This is a genomic window from Streptomyces sp. NPDC052023 (assembly GCF_044548465.1).
In the GTDB taxonomy this organism is placed as follows: Bacteria; Actinomycetota; Actinomycetes; order Streptomycetales; family Streptomycetaceae; genus Streptomyces.
The window spans coordinates 47,269-68,598 of sequence record NZ_JBIUBW010000012.1 but is presented as its reverse complement, the minus strand read 5'-3'; the positions used below and the strand labels follow the sequence as shown (position 1 = coordinate 68,598).

The 21,330-nt window shown below is 71.8% G+C and carries 15 protein-coding genes; 10 read left to right on the top strand and 5 right to left on the bottom strand.

Annotated features, from left to right (window positions below; genetic code table 11):
• The first annotated feature begins 1 nt into the window (after nucleotide 1).
• Nucleotides 2-3,259 (top strand): SAV_2336 N-terminal domain-related protein, encoded by a 3,258-nt coding sequence (locus tag ACIHCM_RS23510; RefSeq protein ID WP_399899000.1) that lies wholly within the window; start codon nucleotides 2-4, stop codon nucleotides 3,257-3,259.
• A gap of 60 nt (nucleotides 3,260-3,319) precedes the next feature.
• Here ACIHCM_RS23510 and ACIHCM_RS23505 read toward each other — a convergent pair whose 3' ends face one another.
• The 4 genes from ACIHCM_RS23505 to ACIHCM_RS23490 form a co-directional block, all read right to left on the bottom strand.
• Nucleotides 3,320-7,108, bottom strand: coding sequence for a multifunctional oxoglutarate decarboxylase/oxoglutarate dehydrogenase thiamine pyrophosphate-binding subunit/dihydrolipoyllysine-residue succinyltransferase subunit (locus ACIHCM_RS23505; RefSeq protein ID WP_399898997.1), 3,789 nt, complete (start codon nucleotides 7,106-7,108; stop codon nucleotides 3,320-3,322).
• A 281-nt stretch (nucleotides 7,109-7,389) separates the two neighbouring features.
• Nucleotides 7,390-8,499, bottom strand: a complete 1,110-nt coding sequence (locus tag ACIHCM_RS23500; RefSeq protein WP_399898994.1) for a sensor histidine kinase — start codon at nucleotides 8,497-8,499, stop codon at nucleotides 7,390-7,392.
• Entirely contained in the window at nucleotides 8,496-9,236 is a 741-nt protein-coding gene (locus ACIHCM_RS23495; RefSeq protein ID WP_399898991.1) for a response regulator transcription factor, read from the bottom strand. The genes ACIHCM_RS23500 and ACIHCM_RS23495 overlap by 4 nt, the downstream gene beginning before the upstream one ends.
• Nucleotides 9,237-9,349: 113 nt before the next feature.
• The gene (locus tag ACIHCM_RS23490; protein ID WP_399898988.1) at nucleotides 9,350-10,027 is read right to left on the bottom strand and encodes a spermidine synthase; all 678 of its coding nucleotides are present in this window, start codon (nucleotides 10,025-10,027) and stop codon (nucleotides 9,350-9,352) included.
• Between the two features lie 228 nt (nucleotides 10,028-10,255).
• Between ACIHCM_RS23490 and lon the strand changes: the two genes are divergently transcribed.
• The 5 genes from lon (at nucleotide 10,256) to ACIHCM_RS23465 (ending at nucleotide 15,547) form a co-directional block, all read left to right on the top strand.
• A complete protein-coding gene (lon, locus tag ACIHCM_RS23485) occupies nucleotides 10,256-12,679 on the top strand; it encodes an endopeptidase La (protein WP_399898985.1) in 2,424 nt (807 codons plus the stop codon).
• Between the two features lie 197 nt (nucleotides 12,680-12,876).
• On the top strand, nucleotides 12,877-13,611 hold the full coding sequence (locus ACIHCM_RS23480) for a hypothetical protein (RefSeq protein ID WP_399898982.1): 735 nt from the start codon (nucleotides 12,877-12,879) through the stop codon (nucleotides 13,609-13,611).
• Nucleotides 13,612-13,638: 27 nt separating this feature from the next.
• The gene (locus ACIHCM_RS23475) at nucleotides 13,639-14,139 is read left to right on the top strand and encodes a helix-turn-helix domain-containing protein (protein WP_399898979.1); all 501 of its coding nucleotides are present in this window, start codon (nucleotides 13,639-13,641) and stop codon (nucleotides 14,137-14,139) included.
• Nucleotides 14,140-14,144: 5 nt separating this feature from the next.
• Entirely contained in the window at nucleotides 14,145-14,846 is a 702-nt protein-coding gene (locus tag ACIHCM_RS23470) for a hypothetical protein (protein WP_399898976.1), read from the top strand.
• 209 nt (nucleotides 14,847-15,055) lie between these two features.
• Complete coding sequence (locus ACIHCM_RS23465) at nucleotides 15,056-15,547, top strand: MarR family winged helix-turn-helix transcriptional regulator (RefSeq protein WP_399898974.1); 492 nt, start codon at nucleotides 15,056-15,058, stop codon at nucleotides 15,545-15,547.
• Nucleotides 15,548-15,556: 9 nt separating this feature from the next.
• Here ACIHCM_RS23465 and ACIHCM_RS23460 read toward each other — a convergent pair whose 3' ends face one another.
• Nucleotides 15,557-16,345 carry a protein phosphatase 2C domain-containing protein gene (locus tag ACIHCM_RS23460; protein ID WP_399898972.1) on the bottom strand — a complete coding sequence of 263 codons (789 nt, stop codon included), beginning with the start codon at nucleotides 16,343-16,345 and terminating at the stop codon, nucleotides 15,557-15,559.
• A gap of 381 nt (nucleotides 16,346-16,726) precedes the next feature.
• On the opposite strand from ACIHCM_RS23460, the gene ACIHCM_RS23455 reads away from it, so the two are divergent.
• The 4 genes from ACIHCM_RS23455 to ACIHCM_RS23440 are packed head-to-tail and all read left to right on the top strand — an operon-like array spanning nucleotide 16,727 to nucleotide 21,318.
• Nucleotides 16,727-19,774, top strand: coding sequence for a nitrate- and nitrite sensing domain-containing protein (locus ACIHCM_RS23455; protein ID WP_399898970.1), 3,048 nt, complete (start codon nucleotides 16,727-16,729; stop codon nucleotides 19,772-19,774).
• The gene (locus ACIHCM_RS23450; RefSeq protein WP_399898967.1) at nucleotides 19,771-20,274 is read left to right on the top strand and encodes a roadblock/LC7 domain-containing protein; all 504 of its coding nucleotides are present in this window, start codon (nucleotides 19,771-19,773) and stop codon (nucleotides 20,272-20,274) included. Before ACIHCM_RS23455 ends, ACIHCM_RS23450 begins: the two co-directional genes overlap by 4 nt.
• Complete coding sequence (locus ACIHCM_RS23445; protein WP_399898964.1) at nucleotides 20,271-20,699, top strand: DUF742 domain-containing protein; 429 nt, start codon at nucleotides 20,271-20,273, stop codon at nucleotides 20,697-20,699. The genes ACIHCM_RS23450 and ACIHCM_RS23445 overlap by 4 nt, the downstream gene beginning before the upstream one ends.
• Nucleotides 20,680-21,318: a GTP-binding protein gene (locus tag ACIHCM_RS23440; RefSeq protein WP_399898961.1), complete on the top strand. Its 639-nt coding sequence runs from the start codon at nucleotides 20,680-20,682 to the stop codon at nucleotides 21,316-21,318. Before ACIHCM_RS23445 ends, ACIHCM_RS23440 begins: the two co-directional genes overlap by 20 nt.
• Nucleotides 21,319-21,330: the final 12 nt, after the last annotated feature.

Below are 21,330 nucleotides of genomic sequence, written 5' to 3'. Positions count from 1 at the left end.
GATGTCCACGCGGGTCCCCGGCGTCCCGGCCGGCGCCATGAGCGACGCGCTCGCGGCGCTGGTCGCACGCCTGCGCGACGCGGGCGTCGTCCCCGACGTCGAGGAGCTCGCGGACGCCCTGTGGCTGGCCCGTCACCTGCCCGGCGCCGACCGGCCGCGGGACCCCGCGTCCGCCGCGCCGCCGTACGCCGCACCCGCACCCGCGGCCGACGCCCACCGGATGTCCGCGTCGGCGGGGGCGTACGGAACTGTCACCGCCGGCAGCCCCGAACGGCAGCCCGACGGCGCCCGGCTGTTCGCCCCCGTCCCCGCGGGCGACTCCGCCGGTGTCCGGGCGGCGCCGGTGAGCGCGCCCGCGGCACCGGTCCTGCCCGAACCCCTCGCCCTGCAACGCGGATTACGCCCCCTCCAGCGCTACCGCGCACCCGTACGCCCCGTGCCGCGCACCCTCGACGAACGCGCCACCGCCGAACAGGCAGCCGAGTCCGGGATCGTGCTGCCCGTGCTGCGCACCGAGCGCCGCCGCGAGGCACGGCTGCTGCTCCTGATGGACGTCTCCACCTCCACCGTGGTGTGGCAGCAGGTGCTCGACGAACTGCGCCAGGTCTGCGAACGGGCCGGAGCCTTCCGCGAGGTCCAGGTGCAGTACCTCCACGAGGCGCCCGGCGGGCTCCCCGGCTACGCCGCCGCCCCCGAGCGGGCCGGCCCGCTGCACGCCCCCGAGCAGCTCAGCGACCCGACCGGTCGGCGTCTGACCCTCGTCCTGAGCGACTGCGCCGGCCCCATGTGGCGCAGCGGCCGGATGCAGCGGCTGCTGCACCGCTGGGCGTCGACCGCGCCCGTCGCCGTGATCCAGCCGCTGCCGCAGCGGATGTGGATGCGCACCCATCTGCCGGCCAGGCGCGGCATGCTGCGCAGGCGCGAAGGGCCCGCGGGAACGCTGGAGTTCCGGCCGGACAGGGGGCGCGTCGAGCGGGGCGCCCTGCCCGTCCCCGTGCTGGCGCTGCGCCGGGGCTCGGTGGAGGGCTGGGCCCGGCTGGTGTCGGGAACCACGGGGCAGTCGCTGGCCGCGGCGGCCGGCTGGGTGCACGCCGACCACCCCGAGTCCCGGGCGCCGGTGCGGGCCACGGAGGACGTCAGCGGCACCGACCGCGTCCGGGCCTTCTGGCGGGCCGCCTCCCCGGAGGCCCGCCGGCTCGCCGTGTATCTGTCGGCGGTGCCGCTGTACCTGCCGGTCATGCAGCTCGTCCAGCACGCCATGCTCGCCGGCAGCGGCCCCGAGGCGCTGTCCGAGGTGCTGCTCGGCGGGCTGCTCAGGCGCCGCGAGGACGCGAACGACCCGCGGGCCGTGCGCTACGACTTCCTGCCGGGGGTGGCGGTCGAGCTGCGGTCGCGGCTCACCCTGGACGAGGCCCAGCTCCTGTTCAAACACTGCTCCGAGTACGTGGACCGGAAGTTCGGGCGCAGCGCGCGCAACTTCCCGGCCCTGGCGGGGGCGTTCCTGCGCGGTGCGGTGGACCCGGACGCGCAGGGGCCGCCCGTCGGGCCGGTCGAGGACGAACCGTCCGCACTACGGGCGTTCGCCGAGGTGTCGGCCGCGGTGCTGCGGGACCTCGGGGCGCGGATCCCGGCGGCCCCCAAGCGCCCGGAGCTCACGGCCGCGGAGCTCCTCGGCAGGGGCAGGAAGGCCATAGGCCGGTTCGAGGGCGAGGGCCTCACCCGCGAACTCGACGCCGCCATCCGGTATCTGCACCAGGCGGTGGAGGCGTCGGCACAGGCCCCGGAGCGGCTGTCCGCCGCCGAGGAGCTGGCCAACGCCCTGCTGGTGCGCTGGCGGGTGCGGCGGGTGGGGGACGATCTGCGCGACGCCTGGGAGGCGATCAGGGCCCCGGACCGCCTCGGTGCCCCAGGAAGCCTCACCCGGGGGCTGGTCTGCTGGGCGCTCGCCGGTGAGCTGGGCGGCCGCGGCCTCGACTTCGAGGGCGTCCCGCCCGGGCTGCGGGAGTGGGCGCGCGGCGCGGCGGACGGCCGATACCGGGCCGAGGAGTTCGCGCGTGCGGTGCTGCTGTACGTGGCCGACCGGGACCTGTCCCTGGCGATGGACGGGGCGGGCTCCTGCCCCGAGGGCCTGAACGGCCCGCGGACCGCCGCGGCGGCCCTGCCGTACGTGCGCCGGGCCGTCGCGGAGGCGGGCGCGGACCACCCCGGGGCGGACGGGCCGTACCGGGCGCCCGACGCCGAGCAGTGGTACCTCGCACACCTGCACCGGGCCGTCGACGCGGCCGACGTACGGCTGGCGTTCCCCAGCCGGGAGCGCGCGCAGGTCGTCCGGGGGCAGCTGCTGCTGGACCTGGCGCGGCAGTACGCCGGCGACGGGCGGGTGCGCACGGCCCGGCCGCTGCCCGAGCGGGCCGCCGAGCTGGCGGTGCGCGCCATGGACGACTTCCGGGTCGCGGCCCGCGGCAGACGCGACCTGTCGGACGAGGAGCGCTGCAGGGCCTGGCTGGCGGTGGCGTCCGCCCGCGAGTTCGTCCGGCCGCCGGACGACGAGGAACGGGAGCGGCAGACGCTGTACGCCGTGGACCAGGCGCTCCGGGCCGCCGGCGAGGACCTGGCACTGCGGCGCGAGTGCTATGCGCGGGCGGCGCGCATCTACCGGGGGGTCTACGACCGGACCCGTGACGGCGAGCAGCTGGACCGGGCGGTGGAGGCCTGGGCGCAGGCCGAACGGCTGCTGGACGACGACGATCTAGACCGGGCCGGGCTGCTGTACGACTACGGCACGGCCCTGATGGACAGGAGCACGGCGCGCGGGTCGGCCGACGACGCCGTGCGGGCCGTCACCCTGCTGCGCACCGCCCTTCAGGAGACCCCGCCGGGCCATCCCGCCGTCCCGTTCCGGTGGGCCGGCCTCGCGCAGGCCCACCTCAGGCGCTACACGATCCAGCACGTGCCGTCCGACCTCCACGAGGCGGAGTGGACGATGGGCGAGGCCATCCGCAGCTCCGAGGACCCCGGGTTCCTCGCGCGCTGCTGGATGACGAGGGCCTCGATGCTCGCCCTCCTGCACGTCGAGGTGGAGGGCCCCAGCTATCTGGACCGGGCGATCGAGGCCTACGGACACACCGCCGGGCACGCGAGGAGGGCGGGCCTGCACGAGGAGCTGGCCGAGGCGCTCGAGGAACGTGCCCGCCTCACCGGGCGCGCCGACGACACCACGCCCCGGGTACGGCGAAGGGCCCGGACCCCGGGGTCGTGAACCCTGGGGGCCGGGCCCTGCTACGCGCTCGTGGAGCGCGGTGAGCCGGAGCTCACCGCCTCACGCCTCGAACACCTCACGCACCAGCTGCTCCTGCTCCGCCTGGTGCCGCTTCGCGGAGCCCACGGCGGGGGACGAGCCGTGCGGACGTGAGATACGGCGCAGGCGCTCGCCGTGCGGGACGTCCGCGCCGACCGCCAGGTCCAGGTGGTCGATCAGGTTGAGCGCGATGAACGGCCAGGCACCCTGGTTCGCCGGCTCCTCCTGGGCCCACAGGTACTTCTCGGCGTTCGGGTACTTCTTGATCTCCGCCTGGAGCTCGGTGCCGGGCAGCGGGTACAGCCGCTCGATGCGGATGATCGCCGTGTCCGTGACGCCGCGCTTGACCCGCTCGGCCTCCAGGTCGTAGTAGACCTTGCCCGCGCAGAAGACGACCTTCTTCACGGCGGCCGGGTCCACCGACTCGTCGCCGATGACCGGGCGGAAGCCGCCCGTGGTGAACTCCTCCGCCTTCGACGCGGCGGCCTTCAGGCGCAGCATCGACTTCGGGGTGAAGACGACCAGCGGCTTGTGGTGCGGGTTGTGCACCTGCCACCGCAGGAGGTGGAAGTAGTTCGACGGCGACGTGGGCATCGCGACCGTCATGTTGTTCTGGGCGCAGAGCTGGAGGAAGCGCTCGGGACGGGCGGACGAGTGGTCCGGGCCCTGGCCCTCGTAGCCGTGGGGGAGGAGCAGCGTCACGCCGCTCGTCTGGCCCCACTTCTGCTCCGCCGACGAGATGAACTCGTCCACGACGGTCTGCGCACCGTTGACGAAGTCACCGAACTGAGCCTCCCACAGCACGAGTGCGTCGGGGCGGGCCAGCGAGTAGCCGTACTCGAAGCCCATCGCGGCGTACTCGGACAGCAGCGAGTTGTAGACGTTCAGGCGTGCCTGGTCCTCCGACAGGTACTGCAGCGGCGTGTACTCCTCGCCGGTGCTGCGGTCGATGATGACCGCGTGCCGCTGGCCGAAGGTGCCGCGCTGGGAGTCCTGGCCGGCGAGCCGGACCGGGACGCCCTCCAGCAGCAGCGAGCCGAAGGCGAGGGTCTCGCCCATGCCCCAGTCGATCGTGCCGTCCTCGACCATCGACGCCCGGCGCTGCAGCTGCGGCAGCAGTCGCGGGTGGACGGTGATGTGGTCGGGGATGTTGACCTGGGACTCGGCGATCCGCTTGACGATCTCCGAGGAGACGGCGGTGTTCACGGCGACCGGGAACTCGGCCTGCGCGTCCGGGGTCTGGACCGTCGCCGGCTGCGAGGTGGCCTCGCGGACCTCGGTGAAGACCTTCTCCAGCTGGCCCTGGTAGTCCTGCAGGGCCTGCTCGGCCTCTTCCAGGGTGATGTCGCCGCGACCGATCAGGGACTCGGTGTAGAGCTTGCGCACCGAGCGCTTCTTGTCGATCAGGTCGTACATCAGCGGCTGCGTGAACGCCGGGTTGTCCGACTCGTTGTGACCGCGGCGCCGGTAGCAGATGAGGTCGATCACCACGTCCTTGTTGAACGCCTGGCGGAACTCGAAGGCCAGACGCGCGACACGCACGACGGCCTCGGGGTCGTCGCCGTTCACGTGGAAGATCGGCGCCTCGATCATGCGCGCCACGTCCGTCGCGTACATGGAGGAACGCGAGGACTCGGGCGCGGCGGTGAAGCCGACCTGGTTGTTGATGACCACGTGGACCGTGCCGCCGGTGCGGTAGCCCCGCAGCTGGGACATGTTCAGCGTCTCGGCCACCACGCCCTGGCCCGCGAAGGCCGCGTCGCCGTGGATCGCCACCGGCAGGACCGTGAAGTCCGTGCCGCCCTTGTTGATGATGTCCTGCTTGGCGCGGGCGATGCCCTCCAGGACCGGGTCGACCGCCTCCAGGTGCGAGGGGTTCGCGGCCAGCGAGACCGTGATCTGCTCGCCGTCCAGGCCGGTGAAGGTGCCCTGGGCGCCCAGGTGGTACTTCACGTCGCCGGAGCCGTGCATCGACTTCGGGTCGAGGTTGCCCTCGAACTCGCGGAAGATCTGGGCGTACGACTTGCCGACGATGTTGGCCAGCACGTTCAGCCGGCCGCGGTGGGCCATGCCGATGACGACCTCGTCCAGGCGGGACTCCGCCGCGCTGTCGATGACCGCGTCCAGCAGCGGGATGACGGACTCGCCGCCCTCCAGGGAGAAGCGCTTCTGGCCGACGTACTTCGTCTGCAGGAAGGTCTCGAAGGCCTCCGCGGCGTTCAGCCGGCGCAGGATGCGCAGCTGCTCCTCGCGCTCCGGCTTGGAGTGCGGGCGCTCGATGCGGTCCTGGATCCACTTGCGCTGCTTGGGGTCCTGGATGTGCATGAACTCGATGCCGGTGGTGCGGCAGTACGAGTCGCGCAGCACGCCGAGGATGTCGCGCAGCTTCATCAGGGACTTGCCGGAGAAGCCGCCGACCGCGAACTCGCGCTCCAGGTCCCACAGGGTGAGGCCGTGCTCGGTGATGTCCAGGTCGGGGTGCTTGCGCTGGCGGTACTCCAGCGGGTCGGTGTCGGCCATGACGTGGCCGCGGACCCGGTAGGAGTGGATCAGCTCGAAGACCCGGGCGGCCTTGGTGACGTCGTCGTCGTGCGAGGCGTCGATGTCCTTGAGCCAGCGGACCGGCTCGTAGGGGATGCGCAGCGCCTCGAAGATCTCGTCGTAGAAGTTGTTCTCGCCGAGCAGCAGGTTGGCGACCTGGCGCAGGAACTCGCCGGAGGCGGCGCCCTGGATCACCCGGTGGTCGTAGGTCGACGTGAGCGTCATGACCTTCGAGATGCCGAGCTTGTTCAGGGTGTCCTGGGAGGTGCCCTGGAACTCCGCCGGGTAGTCCATGGAGCCGACGCCCATGATCACCGACTGGCCGGGCATCAGGCGCGGTACCGAGTGCACGGTGCCGAGGCCGCCCGGGTTGGTCAGGGAGACCGTCACGCCGGTGAAGTCGTCCATCGTCAGCTTGCCGTCACGGGCGCGGCGGACGATGTCCTCGTAGGCCTGCCAGAACTCGAAGAAGTTCAGCGTCTCGGCCTTCTTGATCGCCGCGACGACGAGCTGGCGGTCGCCGTTGGGCTTGACCAGGTCGATGGCGAGGCCGAGGTTGACGTGCGGCGGCTTGACCAGGGTCGGCTTGCCGTCCTTCTCGCCGAACGAGTGGTTCATCGCCGGCATGGCCTTGATGGCCTGCACCATCGCGTAGCCGATCAGGTGCGTGAAGGAGATCTTCCCGCCCCGGGCGCGCTTGAGGTGGTTGTTGATGACGATGCGGTTGTCGAACAGCAGCTTCACCGGGACCGCGCGGACCGAGGTGGCGGTCGGCAGCTCCAGCGAGGCGTTCATGTTCTTCGCGACGGCGGCGGCCGGGCCGCGCAGCGTGACCAGCTCCGGGCCGTCGGCAGGCTCGGCGGCCTTGGCCTTCGGCTGCTGCGGCTTGGCGGCGGCCGGCGCGGGAGCCGGGGCCTTGGGCTGCGCGGGGGCCTGGGCCGGGGCAGGAGCGGCCGCGGCGGGCTTCGGGGCCGCGGGCGCGGCCGGGGCCGCCGGAGCGGCCGGGGCGGGCGCCTGAGCGGCGCCGGTGGTCTCCGCGGCCCCCGCGGCCGCGGGAGCCGCCGGCGCCGGGGTGGCAGCCGCCCCCGGCTTGTAGTCGGCGAAGAAGTCCCACCAGGCGCGGTCTACCGAATTCGGGTCCTGGAGGTACTGCTGATAGATCTCGTCGACGAGCCACTCGTTCGGACCGAACGCGGCCGCGGGATTCTTGCCCGCTTGGTCTGCGTCGGTCGAGACACTCGATGCGTTACTGGGGGACTGTGGCGACACGGCGGCAACCGCCCTCTTCCGCTTCACAAGGTGATGGACAGCGGGAATTAAGGCTACGCCTCCATGACCGGGAAGGTGAGGCCGGGCCCGTTCAACGTCGTGCAAGTCACATCGAAGGGCGTGTTTCGGGGGTTGAAATGGCGGGAAACAAGCGAGGTTCCGCTGTGAAAGGGGTGCGGCGACCCGGGCCCGGCGCGTCCGCGGCACGGGCCTCTGCCTGATCACACGTGTCCTGCTGCGCGGACACCCGTGGATCTTGTGGCTCCGCTTCGAACTTTACGTCAACTTGGCACAGAAGGCAGACCTGGAAGGGTGATGAGAATCCGGCAACCCCGCTCGGATTCGGCCACCCCGATCCGGCCGCCGTGCAGATCCACCGCCCAGCGGGCGATCGCCAGGCCCAAGCCGGTGCCGCCGTCGCTGCCGGGGCCGTGCGGCCGGCTGACCGCACCCCGGTTGAACCGCTCGAAGACGCGATGCCACTCGGAGCGGGGGATTCCCGGGCCCTCGTCGAGGACCTCCAGCTCCAGCGACTCCGGCAGCGAGCCGCGCCGGGCCTTCACCGTCACACGGCCGTGGGGCGGGCTGTGCTTGACCGCGTTGTCGATGAGGTTGGCGACGACCTGGTGGATCCGTTCCGGGTCGGCGTGAGCGGTCAGCTCCGGCGGGGAGACGTCGAGGTGCAGATGGACGTCCGTACGCGTGTGGCTGCCGGAGCCGGAGGCGATGCCCGCCCGGGCGGAGGCGACCATGTTGGCCTCCTTCAGCACCCCGGAGAGGTACGGCCACACCTCGAACCGCCGCTGCTTCAGTGGTACGACGCCGTTGTCCAGGCGGGACAGGTCCAGCAGCGTCTCGACCAGCCGCCCCAGCCGCTCGGTCTGCTTCAGGGCCGTGCGCATGGTCTCGGGGTCGGCCCGGGTGACGCCGTCCACGATGTTCTCCAGCACGGCGCGCAGACCCGCGATCGGGGTCCGCAGCTCGTGCGAGACGTTGGCCACCAGCTCCTTGCGCTGGCGGTCCTCGGCCTCGAGGTCGTCGGCCATGCGGTTGATCGTGACGGCCAGGTCGCCCAGCTCGTCCCAGCGGTTCTCCCGCACCCGGCGCGTGTAGTCGCCGTGCGAGATCGAGCGGGCCACCGCGTTCATCTCGTCCAGCGGCGAGGTGAGCGAGTGCGCCACGAACTGCGTTATCAGCAGTGTGGCGATCATCGAGAAGACCGTGATGAAGCGAAGCTCCGTCTCGGTGCGCAGGGCGATCATCATGAGACCGGTGGTGATCAGCACCGAGATGACGACCAGCGCACCCAGCTTGGTCTTGATCGAGAACGGGCGTACGCCGCCCCAGGGCTCCCCGGGGCTCCTCCGTGCGGCCGGCCGCCCTTCGCTCATGGCGTCGGTGTCTCCAGCGCGTAGCCCACCCCGTGCACCGTCCGGATCCGCTCGGCACCGATCTTCCGGCGCAGCGCCTTGATGTGGCTGTCGACGGTCCGGGTGCCGGAGGCGTCCGCCCAGTCCCACACCTCGGCCAGCAGCTGCTCGCGGGAGAGCACCGCGCGCGGGGTGTTCGCCAGGCATACGAGCAGGTCGAACTCGGTGGGCGTGAGGTGTACGTCCTCGCTGCGCACCCGCACCCGGCGCTGCGCGTGGTCGATCTCCAGCTCGCCGAGGCGCAGGATGCCGCTGCGCGGTGTGGTGGCCGCGACCGCGGCCCGCTCCACGCGGCGCAGCAGCACGTGCACGCGTGCGGCCAGCTCACGCATGGAGAAGGGCTTCGTCATGTAGTCGTCGGCGCCGACGCCGAGGCCCACCAGCATGTCGGTCTCGTCGTCACGCGCGGTGAGCATCAGCACCGGCACCGGCCGCTGGGCCTGCACACGCCGGCAGACCTCCAGGCCGTCGAAGCCCGGCAGCATGATGTCGAGGATCAGCAGATCGGGCTGCCATGCCTCGGCGGTGTCGACGGCGGCCGGACCGTCACCGGCGGTTTGCACGAGGAATCCCTCGGCGCGCAGGCGGGCCGCGATGGCGTCGACGATCGTCGGGTCGTCCTCGACCACCAGAACCCGGCGCTGAGCGCCCGGGGTGGCCGCCGCCGTGCCGTTGTGGGAGGTGTGTGTCTGCTCCATCGCCCGCCCCTGAAGTGTGCTTTCCGGAATCCGTGGGGTGATCCCATGACTGCGATTGACGCTTGAATGATCGGCGTCAGGCAAGCAGGGTACGGGGAGTCACCGCAGCTCGGCTATTCAGGTCGTACGCCGAGGTGCACGACGTCGGGAACGCCCCGGGCAACCGGGATCTCTTCGGTACGCACATGCCGGAAACCGGCATTCCGCAAGGTTCCTTCAAATTCCGGGGAAGGTTTCGCCGACCATACGGCGAGCACCCCGCCGGGCCTCAACACCCTTGCGCAGCCTGCGAGTCCGGCCTTCGAGTACAGCCCTGAGTTGGCCTCCGTGACGGTCCAGTCGGGCCCGTTGTCGATGTCCAGGCACAGCGCGTCGAACGTGTCGCACGTCTCATTGACGTAATCGATCAGATCCGCTTCGACGATCCGGGTACGCGGGTCGGCCAGGGCTTTGCCAGAGATGGTGGAAAAGGGCCCCTCGTGGTGCCAGTCGATGACCGCGCGCTCCCGCTCGACCACCGTGATCCGGCCCCAGTGCGGGTTGCCCGCGGCATGTGCGAGCGAGAATCCGACGCCGAGGCCGCCGATCAGCACGTGCGGGCCGGGGCGGTCGCCGAGTGCGTCGCGCGCGGCGTCGACCAGCAGGCGTTCCGAACGTCCGTCGGAGGTGTCCATCAGGAAGCAGCCATTGGCGATGATCTGGAGCAGCGCACCGTGCCGCCGCAGTACGACCTCGCCGTAGGGGCCGTCGCGACGGTCCAGGACTTCGGGGGTGTCGTGGAGGGTGGGCATCAGCCCATCCTGGCACTTCTCTGACGGAACGTTGACGGAATCACGGAGACCCGGTGGACGTGGGGTTACGGACGGCACGCCGGATGCCGTCCCTTCCCGCGTCGTTCCTGACCGGCCTCTCACCAGCCCCTGCCCTTGATCGCTCACAGCGAACGCGGTCGGGGGAACAATGCGTCACGCCCGAGCATTGAGTCGGCATAGCTCAACTTGACTGCCGAAGGGAAGATCATGGCTGCTGAGTCCACGGCGTTCACCCCGCTCGTCCTGCCCGTGCTGCCGCTCGACGGCGAAGTCGTCCTGCCCGGCATGGTGGTTCCGCTGGACCTGAGCGACCCGGATGTCCGGGCCGCGGTGGAGGCCGCGCAGGCTGCCGCCCGGGCCACGCCCGGAAAGCCCAGGGTGCTGCTGGTGCCGCGCAACGACGGCAGCTACACGGCCACCGGGGTGCTCGGCACGGTCGAGCAGGTCGGACGGCTCGCCGACGGCGACCCGGGCGCCCTGATCCGGGGCCGGAGCCGGGTGCGGATCGGCGCCGGGACGACCGGGCCGGGTGCGGCGCTGTGGGTCGAGGGGACCGGCGTCGACGAGACCGTTCCCGACCCGTTGCCCGGGCACGTGACCGAACTGGTCAAGGAATACAAGGCGCTGGCGTCCGCCTGGCTGAAGAAGCGCGGTGCCTGGCAGGTCGTCGACCGGGTCCAGGCCATCGACGACGTCTCCGCGCTCGCCGACAACTCGGGGTACTCGCCCTTCCTGACCCTCGACCAGAAGATCGAGCTGCTGGAGACCGCCGATCCGGTGGCCCGGCTGAAGCTCGCCACCCAGCAGCTGCGCGACCACATCGCCGAGCAGGACGTCGCCGAGACCATCGCCAAGGACGTCCAGGAAGGCGTCGACAAGCAGCAGCGGGAGTTCCTGCTGCGGCGTCAGCTGGAGGCCGTCCGCAAGGAGCTGCGCGAGCTGAACGGCGAGCAGGAGGGCGAGGAGCCGGACGACTACCGGGCCCGCGTCGAGGCCGCCGACCTGCCCGGGAAGGTCCGTGAGGCCGCGCTCAAAGAGGTCGACAAGCTGGAGCGGTCCTCGGACCAGTCGCCCGAGGGCTCCTGGATCCGCACCTGGCTCGACACCGTGCTCGAACTGCCGTGGAACGAGCGGACCGAGGACGCCTACGACATCCAGGGCGCGAAGGCCGTGCTGGACGCCGAGCACGCCGGCCTCGAGGACGTGAAGGAGCGGATCACCGAGTACCTGGCGGTGCGCAAGCGGCGTGCGGAGCGCGGGCTGGGTGTCGTCGGCGGGCGGCGTGGCGGTGCCGTGCTGGCGCTGGTCGGCCCGCCCGGCGTCGGCAAGACGAGCCTCGGCGAGTCCGTGGCGCACGCCATGGGACGCAAGTTCGTCCGGGTCGCCCTCGGCGGCGTGCGCGACGAGGCCGAGATCCGCGGACACCGGCGTACCTACGTCGGCGCGCTGCCGGGCCGGGTCGTCCGCGCCATCAAGGAGGCCGGGTCGATGAATCCGGTCGTACTGCTCGACGAGATCGACAAGGTGGGCTCCGACTTCCGGGGCGACCCGGCCGCCGCGCTGCTGGAGGTCCTGGACCCCGCGCAGAACCACACGTTCCGCGACCACTACCTCGAAGTCGAGCTGGACCTGTCCGACGTGGTCTTCCTGGCCACCGCCAACGTGCTGGAGGCCATCCCGGAAGCGCTGCTGGACCGTATGGAGCTGGTCCGCCTCGACGGATACACGGAGGACGAGAAGGTCGTCATCGCCCGCGACCACCTGGTGCCGCGTCAGCTGGAGCGCGCCGGGCTGGAGAAGGACGAGGTGACCCTCGGCGAGAGCGCGCTGCGCAAGCTGGCCGGCGAGTACACACGCGAGGCCGGCGTGCGCAACCTGGAGCGGACCGTCGCCCGGCTGCTGCGCAAGGTCGCCGCCCAGCACGAGCTGGGGGAGCGGAAGCTGCCCTTCACCGTCACCGACGAGCATCTGCGGGACCTGATCGGCCGGCCGCACCACGTTCCCGAGTCCGCCCAGGACCCGGCGGAGCGGCGCACGGCGGTGCCGGGTGTCGCGACCGGGCTCGCGGTCACCGGCGCCGGTGGTGACGTGCTGTACGTCGAGGCGTCGCTGGCCGACCCGGAGACGGGCGCGGCGGGCCTGACCCTGACGGGTCAGCTGGGCGACGTCATGAAGGAGAGCGCCCAGATCGCGCTGTCCTTCCTGCGCAGCCACGGCGCCGAGCTGGAGCTGCCGGTCGCCGACCTCAAGGACCGGGGTGTGCACATCCACTTCCCGGCGGGCGCGGTGCCGAAGGACGGCCCGAGCGCGGGCATCACCATGACGACCGCGCTGGCCTCGCTGCTCTCCGGGCGCCTGGTCCGCACGGACGTGGCGATGACCGGTGAGGTCTCGCTGACCGGCCGGGTGCTGCCGATCGGCGGGGTGAAGCAGAAGCTGCTCGCCGCGCACCGGGCGGGCGTCACCACCGTGATCATCCCCAAGCGCAACGAGCCCGATCTGGACGACGTCCCGGCGGAGGTGCTGGACAAGCTCGACGTCCACGCCGTCACCGATGTCCGCCAGGTCCTGGAGCTGGCGCTGTCGCCGGCCACCAACGGCGCGGCGCCGGAGGTTCCGGTCGCGGCGTGACGGACGCGATCGGAAGGGCAAGGCCCGGGTCCCGTGAGGGAGGCCCGGGCCTTTGCCGTATCCGGGATTCATCGAGGCGTCAAGTCCCGAGTCGTCGGAACGTGACCGCGTTCCGTCGTTCCTGCCTACTTGAAGTGCGGGCCGCACCGGAAACACCGGATAAGGCAAGGGCCCCTCGGAAAGGCAGGAGAAAAACCGTGACTCGTACGAACGAAAACAAGCAGGAATCCCGGCAGAAGCGCGGAATCCGTATCGCGACAATAGTGGCATCGACCGTGGTGGCCGTCGGAGGTGTAATCCTGCCGGCGAGTGCGGCCTCCGCGTCCTCGACGCCCACTTCGTCGGTGACCGCGATTTCCCAGCATGACAAGCACGAGCACAAGAACAAGCACGACGACCACAAGAAGGGCGACCACAAGAAGGGCGACCACAAGAAGGGCGACCACAAGAAGGGCGACCACAAGAAGGGCGACCACAAGAAGGGCGACCACAAGAAGGGCGACCACAACAAGGGCGACCACAACAAGGGCGGGACCGGCGGGACCGGCGGGAACGGCGGTAACGGCGGTGCCGGCGGGACGACCGGAGGTAACGGCGGTAACGGCGGTGCCGGTGGGACGACCGGTGGTGCCGGTGGTAACGGCGGTACTGGTGGCGTTCTGGGCGGTGACGGCGGTAACGGCGGTGCCGGTGGGACGACCGGTGGTGCCGGTGGCAACGGCGGTACTGGTGGCGTTCTGGGCGGTGACGGCGGTAACGGCGGTACCGGTGGGACGACCGGTGGTGCCGGTGGTAACGGCGGTACTGGTGGCGTTCTGGGCGGTGACGGCGGTAACGGCGGTACCGGTGGGACGACCGGCGGTGACGGCGGTGACGGCGGTGCCGGTGGCGTCGTAGGCGGCGACGGCGGCGACGGCGGCAACGCCGAGTGACCCCCAGCGGCGGGGGTGAGGGCCGCCATGACCCTCACCCCGCCGCCCCGTCTCGCCTACCTGGAGAACCTCATGTCATTTCAGCTCCGGCGACGTTCGATCGCCCTCGCGCTGGCCGCCCTCGCCTTCGCGGCAGGCGCCGCCTGTGCCCCTCGCGCGGGCTCGGACCCCGCACCGGACCACCGGCCCACGACCACGGAGGACGCGTCCGTCTCCACCGATTCCGCGGGCTGCGGCGCGGGCGGAGACGGCGGCAGGGGAGGGGACGGCGGCGAGAGCGGCCGACCCGGTGAGCCCGGTGAGCCCGGTGAACCCGGCACCGACGAATGCACCGAGTACAGCGACCTGCCGGACAAGGCGAAAGCGGACCTCTCCGTGGCGGACAAGGTTCGGGTCGTCCTCGTCCTGCTCAACGACGGCGCCACCGAGGCCCAGATCGCCGAGAAGTACCACATGCCGAAGAGCGAGGTCGAGGCCTGGCGAAAGGCGTATCTCGAACGCGACTGGTCCGTATTGATAGGGAAGTAGCTCTCATGGAACACAAGGCTTGCGCATACACAATGACCACCGTCGCCTCCATTCTCCTCGCGGCAGCCGGCGTACTCGTACCGGCCGGCACGGTGTCCGCCGCACCCGCGGCCACCCAGCAGGTTCAGTCGATCGAATTCGGCGACCAGAAGAAGCACGGCGACCAGAAGAAGCACGGCGACGAGAAGAAGCACGGCGGCGAGAAGAAGTACAACGATCACAAGAAGCATGACGATCACAGGGAGAAAAAGCACAAGAAGAAGCACAAGAAGAAGGACCGTCACGACCGCCACGACGACTACTGCCGCCCCGGCGACGGAGGCAACGGAGGCAACGGCGGCAACGGCACGGGCACCGTCCCGCCCGTCTGCACCGCGCCGGGCCAGAGCGGGACAGGTGGCAACGGCGGTCGCGGCGGCCGGGGCAACTGCGGCGGCCGGGACGGCCAGGACGGTCGCGGGGGCAGCGGCAGCGGTGGCGGCAACGGCCGGCCGTGCCCCGACGGTCACCCCGACGGGTCCGCGCCCGGCAATCCGGGAGACACCGGCAACGGCTCCACCGACACGCAGCCGGCTCCGGCCCCGCAGCCGGTCCCCGCTCCGGCTCCGGCCCCTGCCCCCGCTCCCCAGCCGGCCCCGGCTCCGCAGCCGGCCCCGGTGCCTCCGCCGCCTGCCCCTGACGGCTCCGGCGGTGTGGTCGTCAAGTGATCACACCCGACCGGGCTCACCACCCAGCCCCGCCGCCCCGCCGTCCCTTCCCGGCGGGGCGGCGCGGCGCTCGCGCCGATGCCCGTCCACGGCGGTACGGGGGTCCGGGGGCTGCCGTTGGTCCATGCCTGCGAAATACTGACAGAGCTGCGGTGATGACCGCCGTCGGCGGCAACTTTCACGACCAGGAAAACGGATCAGGTGCTGACGTGCACGAGGGTGGAAACGACGGCAGGCAGCACGGCGAGGCGGACGCGTCGCGAAGTGGTGTGGACCGCGAGTTCCTGGAGCTGGAACGCGAACTGACGGTGTTCCTGCGGCGGGCCCGCGCCAACCAGGGCGAGATGGCCCGAGAGGTCCACCCCGACCTGGAGTCCGCGGCGTACGGACTGCTCGTACGCCTCGACGAGTGCGGCCGGCAGCGGGCCACGGACCTCGCCGCCTACATCGGGATCGGCAAGGCCACCATGTCCCGTCAGCTGCGCGCCCTGGAGGAGCTGGGCCTGGTGGCCCGGGAACCCGATCCGGCGGACGGCCGCGCCTGGCTGGTGCACCTCACCGAGGAAGGGCGCACCCGGGTGCAGCGGGTCCGGGAGGCCCGCCGTGCCCGTTACGTCAGCAAGCTGGACCACTGGGACCGCCGTGAGGTGGCCGAACTCGCCAGGCTGCTGCACCAGATGAACTCCGGGATGGAGAGGTAGCGCCCGCGCTCACAGCTCCGCGTACACGACCGTCGCGTCGTCGTGGGTCTTGCTGCGGCCCAGATGCGTGCGTTCCTCGCGGTCGGCGGTCTCCAGCGCCCGTACCCGGTCGATCAGGGCCTCGGCGCCCTGCTTGCGGACGAAGGTGAACAGGTCCGTCCAGTCGCCCTCGCGGAACGTCTCCGTCCATCGGCTCGCGCCGTCCGTCAGGGCGGCCAGCGCCCGCACCCGCTCGCGCGGCAGCACCCCGGTCACGGCTCGCGCGGCCACCGAGGGATCCGCGGCGGCCGTGAAGAACCCGCCCTCCTTGTTACGGACCGTGGCGTCGATCAGCGCGTCGGTGGCCAGGGTCGCCCGGGGGAGCCGGGCCAGGCGGTCGTCGAGGCAGGGCGTGACCAGGCCGTCGGGGGACTCCACCAGGAGGGCCGAGTCGGACAGGACCAGGTACTCGACGGTCTCCTGCGACCAGCGGGCGAGGACCACCGTTGCCTGGGGGGTTCGTGGGTGAGAAAGGTCACAGGTCGCCCGGTGCGCGTCAGCGGTACGCGCGATGGCACGGGCCAGGGCGTCGTGCAGGGGGACATCCGGCAGTGAAACGGTCAGTTCGGTCAGGGCGCCGCCCAGGCGCGCGGTGTACCAGTGAACGGAATGCAGACAGCCGGTGCCGTCCCTCGGCGGCGTCACCCCGTCCAGCACCACGAGGGAACCGCCCTGTCCGCAGGCGGGCAGTCCGACACCGGCGAAGTCCTCGTTGGGGTGAGCCGGGTCACCGGGCCGGGAGAGTAGTTCCGTGCGCATCAGCCCAGTCTGCACGAGCCCTTCACAGCGTTCGCAGAAGGGTGGCAAGGGTCGTCGAATCGCCGTACCGCCGCAGGTCAGGCGCCGGATTTGGGTTGGAATGGCGGACTCCGGGAAGGCGTGGCGGCGAATACTGCCAAAGCCCGCCGCAGACGTCCAACCGGCCCGCTGTCGCGGGCCGTCGCAAGCGCCGGAGGAACTTGCCCGCCAACTCCCCTCCGATGTTCACTCCTTCGGGTGGCCGGTCGGGTGATGTGCGATGACTGACCACCGGCACTGGGAGGGTCGGGGACCGTACGTACCGGGTGGTGTGCACACCAGTTGACGGGACGTCACCCGGGCCCATGGGTACACGAGTCAGGAATGTGAGCACCGGTGCAGATGACGCGGCCTCGGCGCACAGGCAAGCAGGCGGCCTCCGAGGGGGGCGCGGAGCGCACCTCTGTCGGCAGGGGCCGTCCCACCCACGTACGCAACCGGCTCATCGTGGCCGTGGCGGTCGTGGCCGCCGCCATCGCCGGTGCGGGCACACCCTCCGTGATAGCCGCCTCCGGGCAGCTGAGCGACAGCCAGGACCTGGTGACCCTGAGCGGGCAGACGCAGGACGCGCTCACGCTCGCCCACTCCCTCGCGGACGAGCGCGACGAGGTCACCTCCTACATCGCGGCGGGCCGGCCCAAGTCCAAGGCGCCCTCGGAACAGCGCAGCGCGCGGGTCGACCGGCAGGTCGAGGAGATGCGTGCCAACACCGACACCCCGGCCCAGCTGCGTGCGGACCTGGACGCCATCGCGAGCGTGCGGCGAGCGGCGCTCACCGGACAGAGCGGCGCTCTCGAAGCGCACGAGGCCTACTCCGGCGCCATCACCGAACTCCACCGGCTCGCCGAGGACCTGGCCGAACAGCTCCCGCCCCGCGCGGGCTCCGGCGCGTACGCCCTCGCCGAACTCGACACCGCCGTCCAGCAGGCCGCCGCCACCCGGGGCCTGCTCCTCGCCGCCCTCAGCGTGCCGAGCAGCACCGAGTCGGTCTACGACCCCGCCACCGGCCTGACCACCGAGACCCGCGTCTCCTCCGAGGCCGACGGCAAGCAGCGCGGCGCCCTCACCGCCGCCGCCCAGCAGGCCCGGCTGCGCTCCGAGTCCGCGCTCGCCGACTTCCACGACACCGCCACCAAGGCGGCCCGCGGCACCTACGACTCCACGGTCACCGGCCCCGAGGTCAACAACGCCGACAAGTACCTGGCCGCCCTCACCGACCAGCCCACCCTGTCCGACCAGGACCTGGGCACCAGCGCCGAGAAGCTGAACGCGGCCCTGACCGCCCGTGTCGAGCTGATGCGCGGCGTCGAGTCCTCCCTCTACGAGCGCCGCACCACCGCCCTGGAGCAGTTGCGCGACGACGACGTCACCGCCCTGGAGATCCGTATCGCGATCCTCGGCGCCCTGATGCTGCTCGCCGTCGGCGTCGCCACCGGCATGGCCCGCAGCCTCACCCGCCCGCTCGCCGTGCTGCGCCTCGGCTCCGCCCGGCTGGCCGCCGCCGAGGACCCGGCCGCCGCGGAACCGGTCAAGTTCACCGGCCGCAACGACGAGTTCGCCCAGGTCGTCCGGTCCGTCAACGCCCTGCACGCGCACGCCGCCGCGCTGCACGGGCGGATCGCCACCCTGGAGTCCGACCGCAAGCACCTGGTCGGGCAGCGGCAGAAGATGGCCGACGCCCGTGAGGGGCTGCGCGCCGAACTCGCCGACTCGGCCGCCCAGCTGGAGCGCCTGCGCGACAGCATCGGCGGCACCTTCGTCAACCTCGCGCTGCGCACCCTCGGCCTGGTGGAGCGGCAGCTCGGTGTCATCGAGGGCCTGGAGGAGCGCGAGCAGGACCCCGAGCGGCTCGCCACCCTCTTCAAGCTCGACCACTTCGCCACCGTCATGCGCCGGCACAGCGAGAACCTCCTCGTGCTGGCCGGTACCGAGCACGTCCAGCAGCATGCGAACCCGGTCCCGATGGTCGACGTCGTACGGGCCGCGGTCAGCGAGATCGAGCGGTACGAGCGGGTGCGGATCACCGCCCTGCCGCCGCACGCGCACATCGCCGGGTTCGCCGCCGACGACCTGTCCCACCTGCTGGCCGAACTCATGGAGAACGCCACCTCGTTCTCCCCGCCCGACCTGCCCGTCGAGGTCTCCGGCTGGCTCCTGGAGAACGGCGAGGTGATGCTCTCCGTCCAGGACGAGGGCATCGGCATGACCGACGAGCGGATGACCCGGCTCAACGCCCGGCTGTCCGACTTCGACCCCGGGTCGCCGTACGACCAGGAGGGCGAGGACGGTCTGGGGCTCGGCCTGTATGTCGTCGCCAGGCTCGCCCACCGGCACGGGGTGCGCGTGCAGCTGCGCGAGCAGAAGCAGGGTGGCATCGCCGCCGTCGTGGTGCTGCCGCAGTCGCTGCTCGCCGAGGCCTCGGCCGCCGCCGTGCCGGCCCCCACGCCCGCCTCCCTCTCCGAGGGTGCGCAGGGCTTCTCCCTGCCGGGTGCCGACGCGGAGGCCAACTCCAACGTCCTGCACGGCCGCTCGGAGAGCGGCGACCCGCTGGTGGCGCTGGCGGAGCGCACGGTACGGGCGCAGGAGCCGGCGGCCGAGCGGGAGCTTCCCGAGTCGCCGGCCGAGACCACGATGGAACTCCTGGTGCCGGAACAGCCTGGCGAGCCCGGCAAGGGCCAGGACCTGGACCGGGGCGCCGGCCGGCGCCGTGCGGCACAGGACCGCCAGGAGACGGAGCCGCGCCGCGGGAGCGGGCAGGACCGGGAGTCCGCCGCCGGGCCGGGTGGCCAGGCGGACCAGGGCCGGGAGGTGCCCGGGGAGCCGGGCACGCAGACCCACCCGGGTACGGAGACCGACCGGCCCGCCGAGCAGGACCGGGACGCGGACCGGCGTCCGGCGTGGCCGACCGTCCAGGATCCGGCCGCCGGGCCCGCCCCGCAGGACGAGCGGCCCCAGGACCCGGCGACCGAGCCGGCCCCGGCCCCCGTCCAGCCCCCGGCGCCCACCGCCTTCGACCCTTATGCCATCGGCCCCGACACGCACGAGCGCACCCCCGACGAGGGGGACGAGCCCGAGCTCGTCACCGACAAGGGGCTGCCGAAGCGCACGCCGAAGATCAACACGCCCGCGTCGGCGCCCCGGCCCCGCAGCGGCTCCGTCGACGCCGACGCCCTGCGCCGTCGCCTGGGCGGCTTCCGCCAGGGCGCCGAGGCCGGCCGGCGCGACGTCGAGGCCGAGATGACCGAGCGGACGGGCCGCACGGCGACCCTGTCCGGCGGGGCACCGGAGCGGGCGCACGAGACCACGAACCGCGACGCCGCGGAGACCGACCAAGCACATGTACATGCCGAAGAATCCACGGGGGGCACCGTCGAGGAGGCAAGCAGTTGACCGCGCCCAGCACGTTCGGACTGAGCAGTGAGGCCCGCAATCTGCACTGGCTGCTGACGAACCTGGTCGAGGAGGTGCCCGGCATCCAGTCCGTCGCCGTCGTCTCCTCGGACGGGCTGCTGCTGCTCTCCTCCGACCCCGGAAGGAACGCGGCCGCGCGTGGGGCGCGCGAGACGCGGCCCACCGGCCCGCGCGGCTCCTCCGCCGACCTGGCCACCATCGTCTCCGGCATCGGCAGCCTCACCATCGGTGCGGCCAAGGTGCTGGAGTTCGGCCCGGTGAAACACACCATGGTCGCGATGGACGAGGGCAGCCTGTTCGTGATGTCGATCAGCGACGGCTCGCTGCTCGGCGTGCACGGCTCCGCGGACTGCGACATGAGCGTGGTGGCGTACCACATGGCACTCTTCGTGGGCCGCGCCGGCCATGTCCTGACCCCCGAACTCCGCAGCGAGCTGCGCAAATCCCTGGAGACCGAACCGACGGGGAGTACCCGATGAGCAGTACGCCCGGTACGCCGAAGAAGCTCCCGGTGCGCGGCGGCGACCGCAAGCCCGCCCGCGTCCGTCCCTACTCGCTCACCGGCGGCCGTACCCGCTTCGGGCACGTGCTGCTGGTGGAGACCTTCGTCACGAGCACAGCCGCGCTGGAGGCGCCCGAGGAGCGCAAGGAACTGACGAACGGTTCCCTGCGGTCCACGGTCATGCCGGAGCTGCGGGCCATCGTCGAACTCTGCCGCCGGATGCGGACGGTGGCAGAGATCGCCGCGCTGCTGAAGATGCCGCTCGGCGTGGTCCGAGTGCTCCTGAGCGATCTCGCGGACCAGGGAAAGATCCGTGTGTACGGAACGGGAACCGGTCACGGCACGGGCCGGCCGGACCGCGCACTGCTGGAAAGGGTGCTGAGTGGACTCCGTCGTCTCTGACGCCGCTCGTGGCGTCTCCCCGCTCGTCGATCCCGACGAGAACCTGAAGTCCTGGCAGACGGACCGCACCCGTGCCCCCATCGCCACCAAGATCGTGGTGGCGGGCGGCTTCGGCGTCGGCAAGACCACACTGGTCACGTCCGTCTCGGAGATCACGCCGCTGCAGACCGAGGCGCTGATGACCGAGGCGAGTGAGGAGACCGACGACCTCACCGCCACGCCGGGCAAGCTGACCACCACGGTGGCCATGGACTTCGGCCGCATCACGCTCGACGACGACCTGGTGCTCTACCTGTTCGGCACCCCGGGCCAGCAGCGGTTCTGGTTCATGTGGGACGACCTGGTGCGTGGCGCGATCGGTGCGGTCGTGCTGGCCGACACGCGCCGGCTGAAGGACTGCTTCCCGGCGCTCGACTACTTCGAGAGCTGCGGGCTGCCGTACGTCGTGGCGGTCAACCACTTCGAGGGCAGCGAGCGCTTCGAGGTCGAGGACGTGCGGGAGGCGTTGACGATCCCGCGGCACATACCTGTCATGATCATGGATGCGCGGCGCCGGATATCCGCGATCGAGACCCTCCTGGCTCTCGTCGGCCACGCGCTCGACGAAACACCTGAGTAGACCCGACCTAGG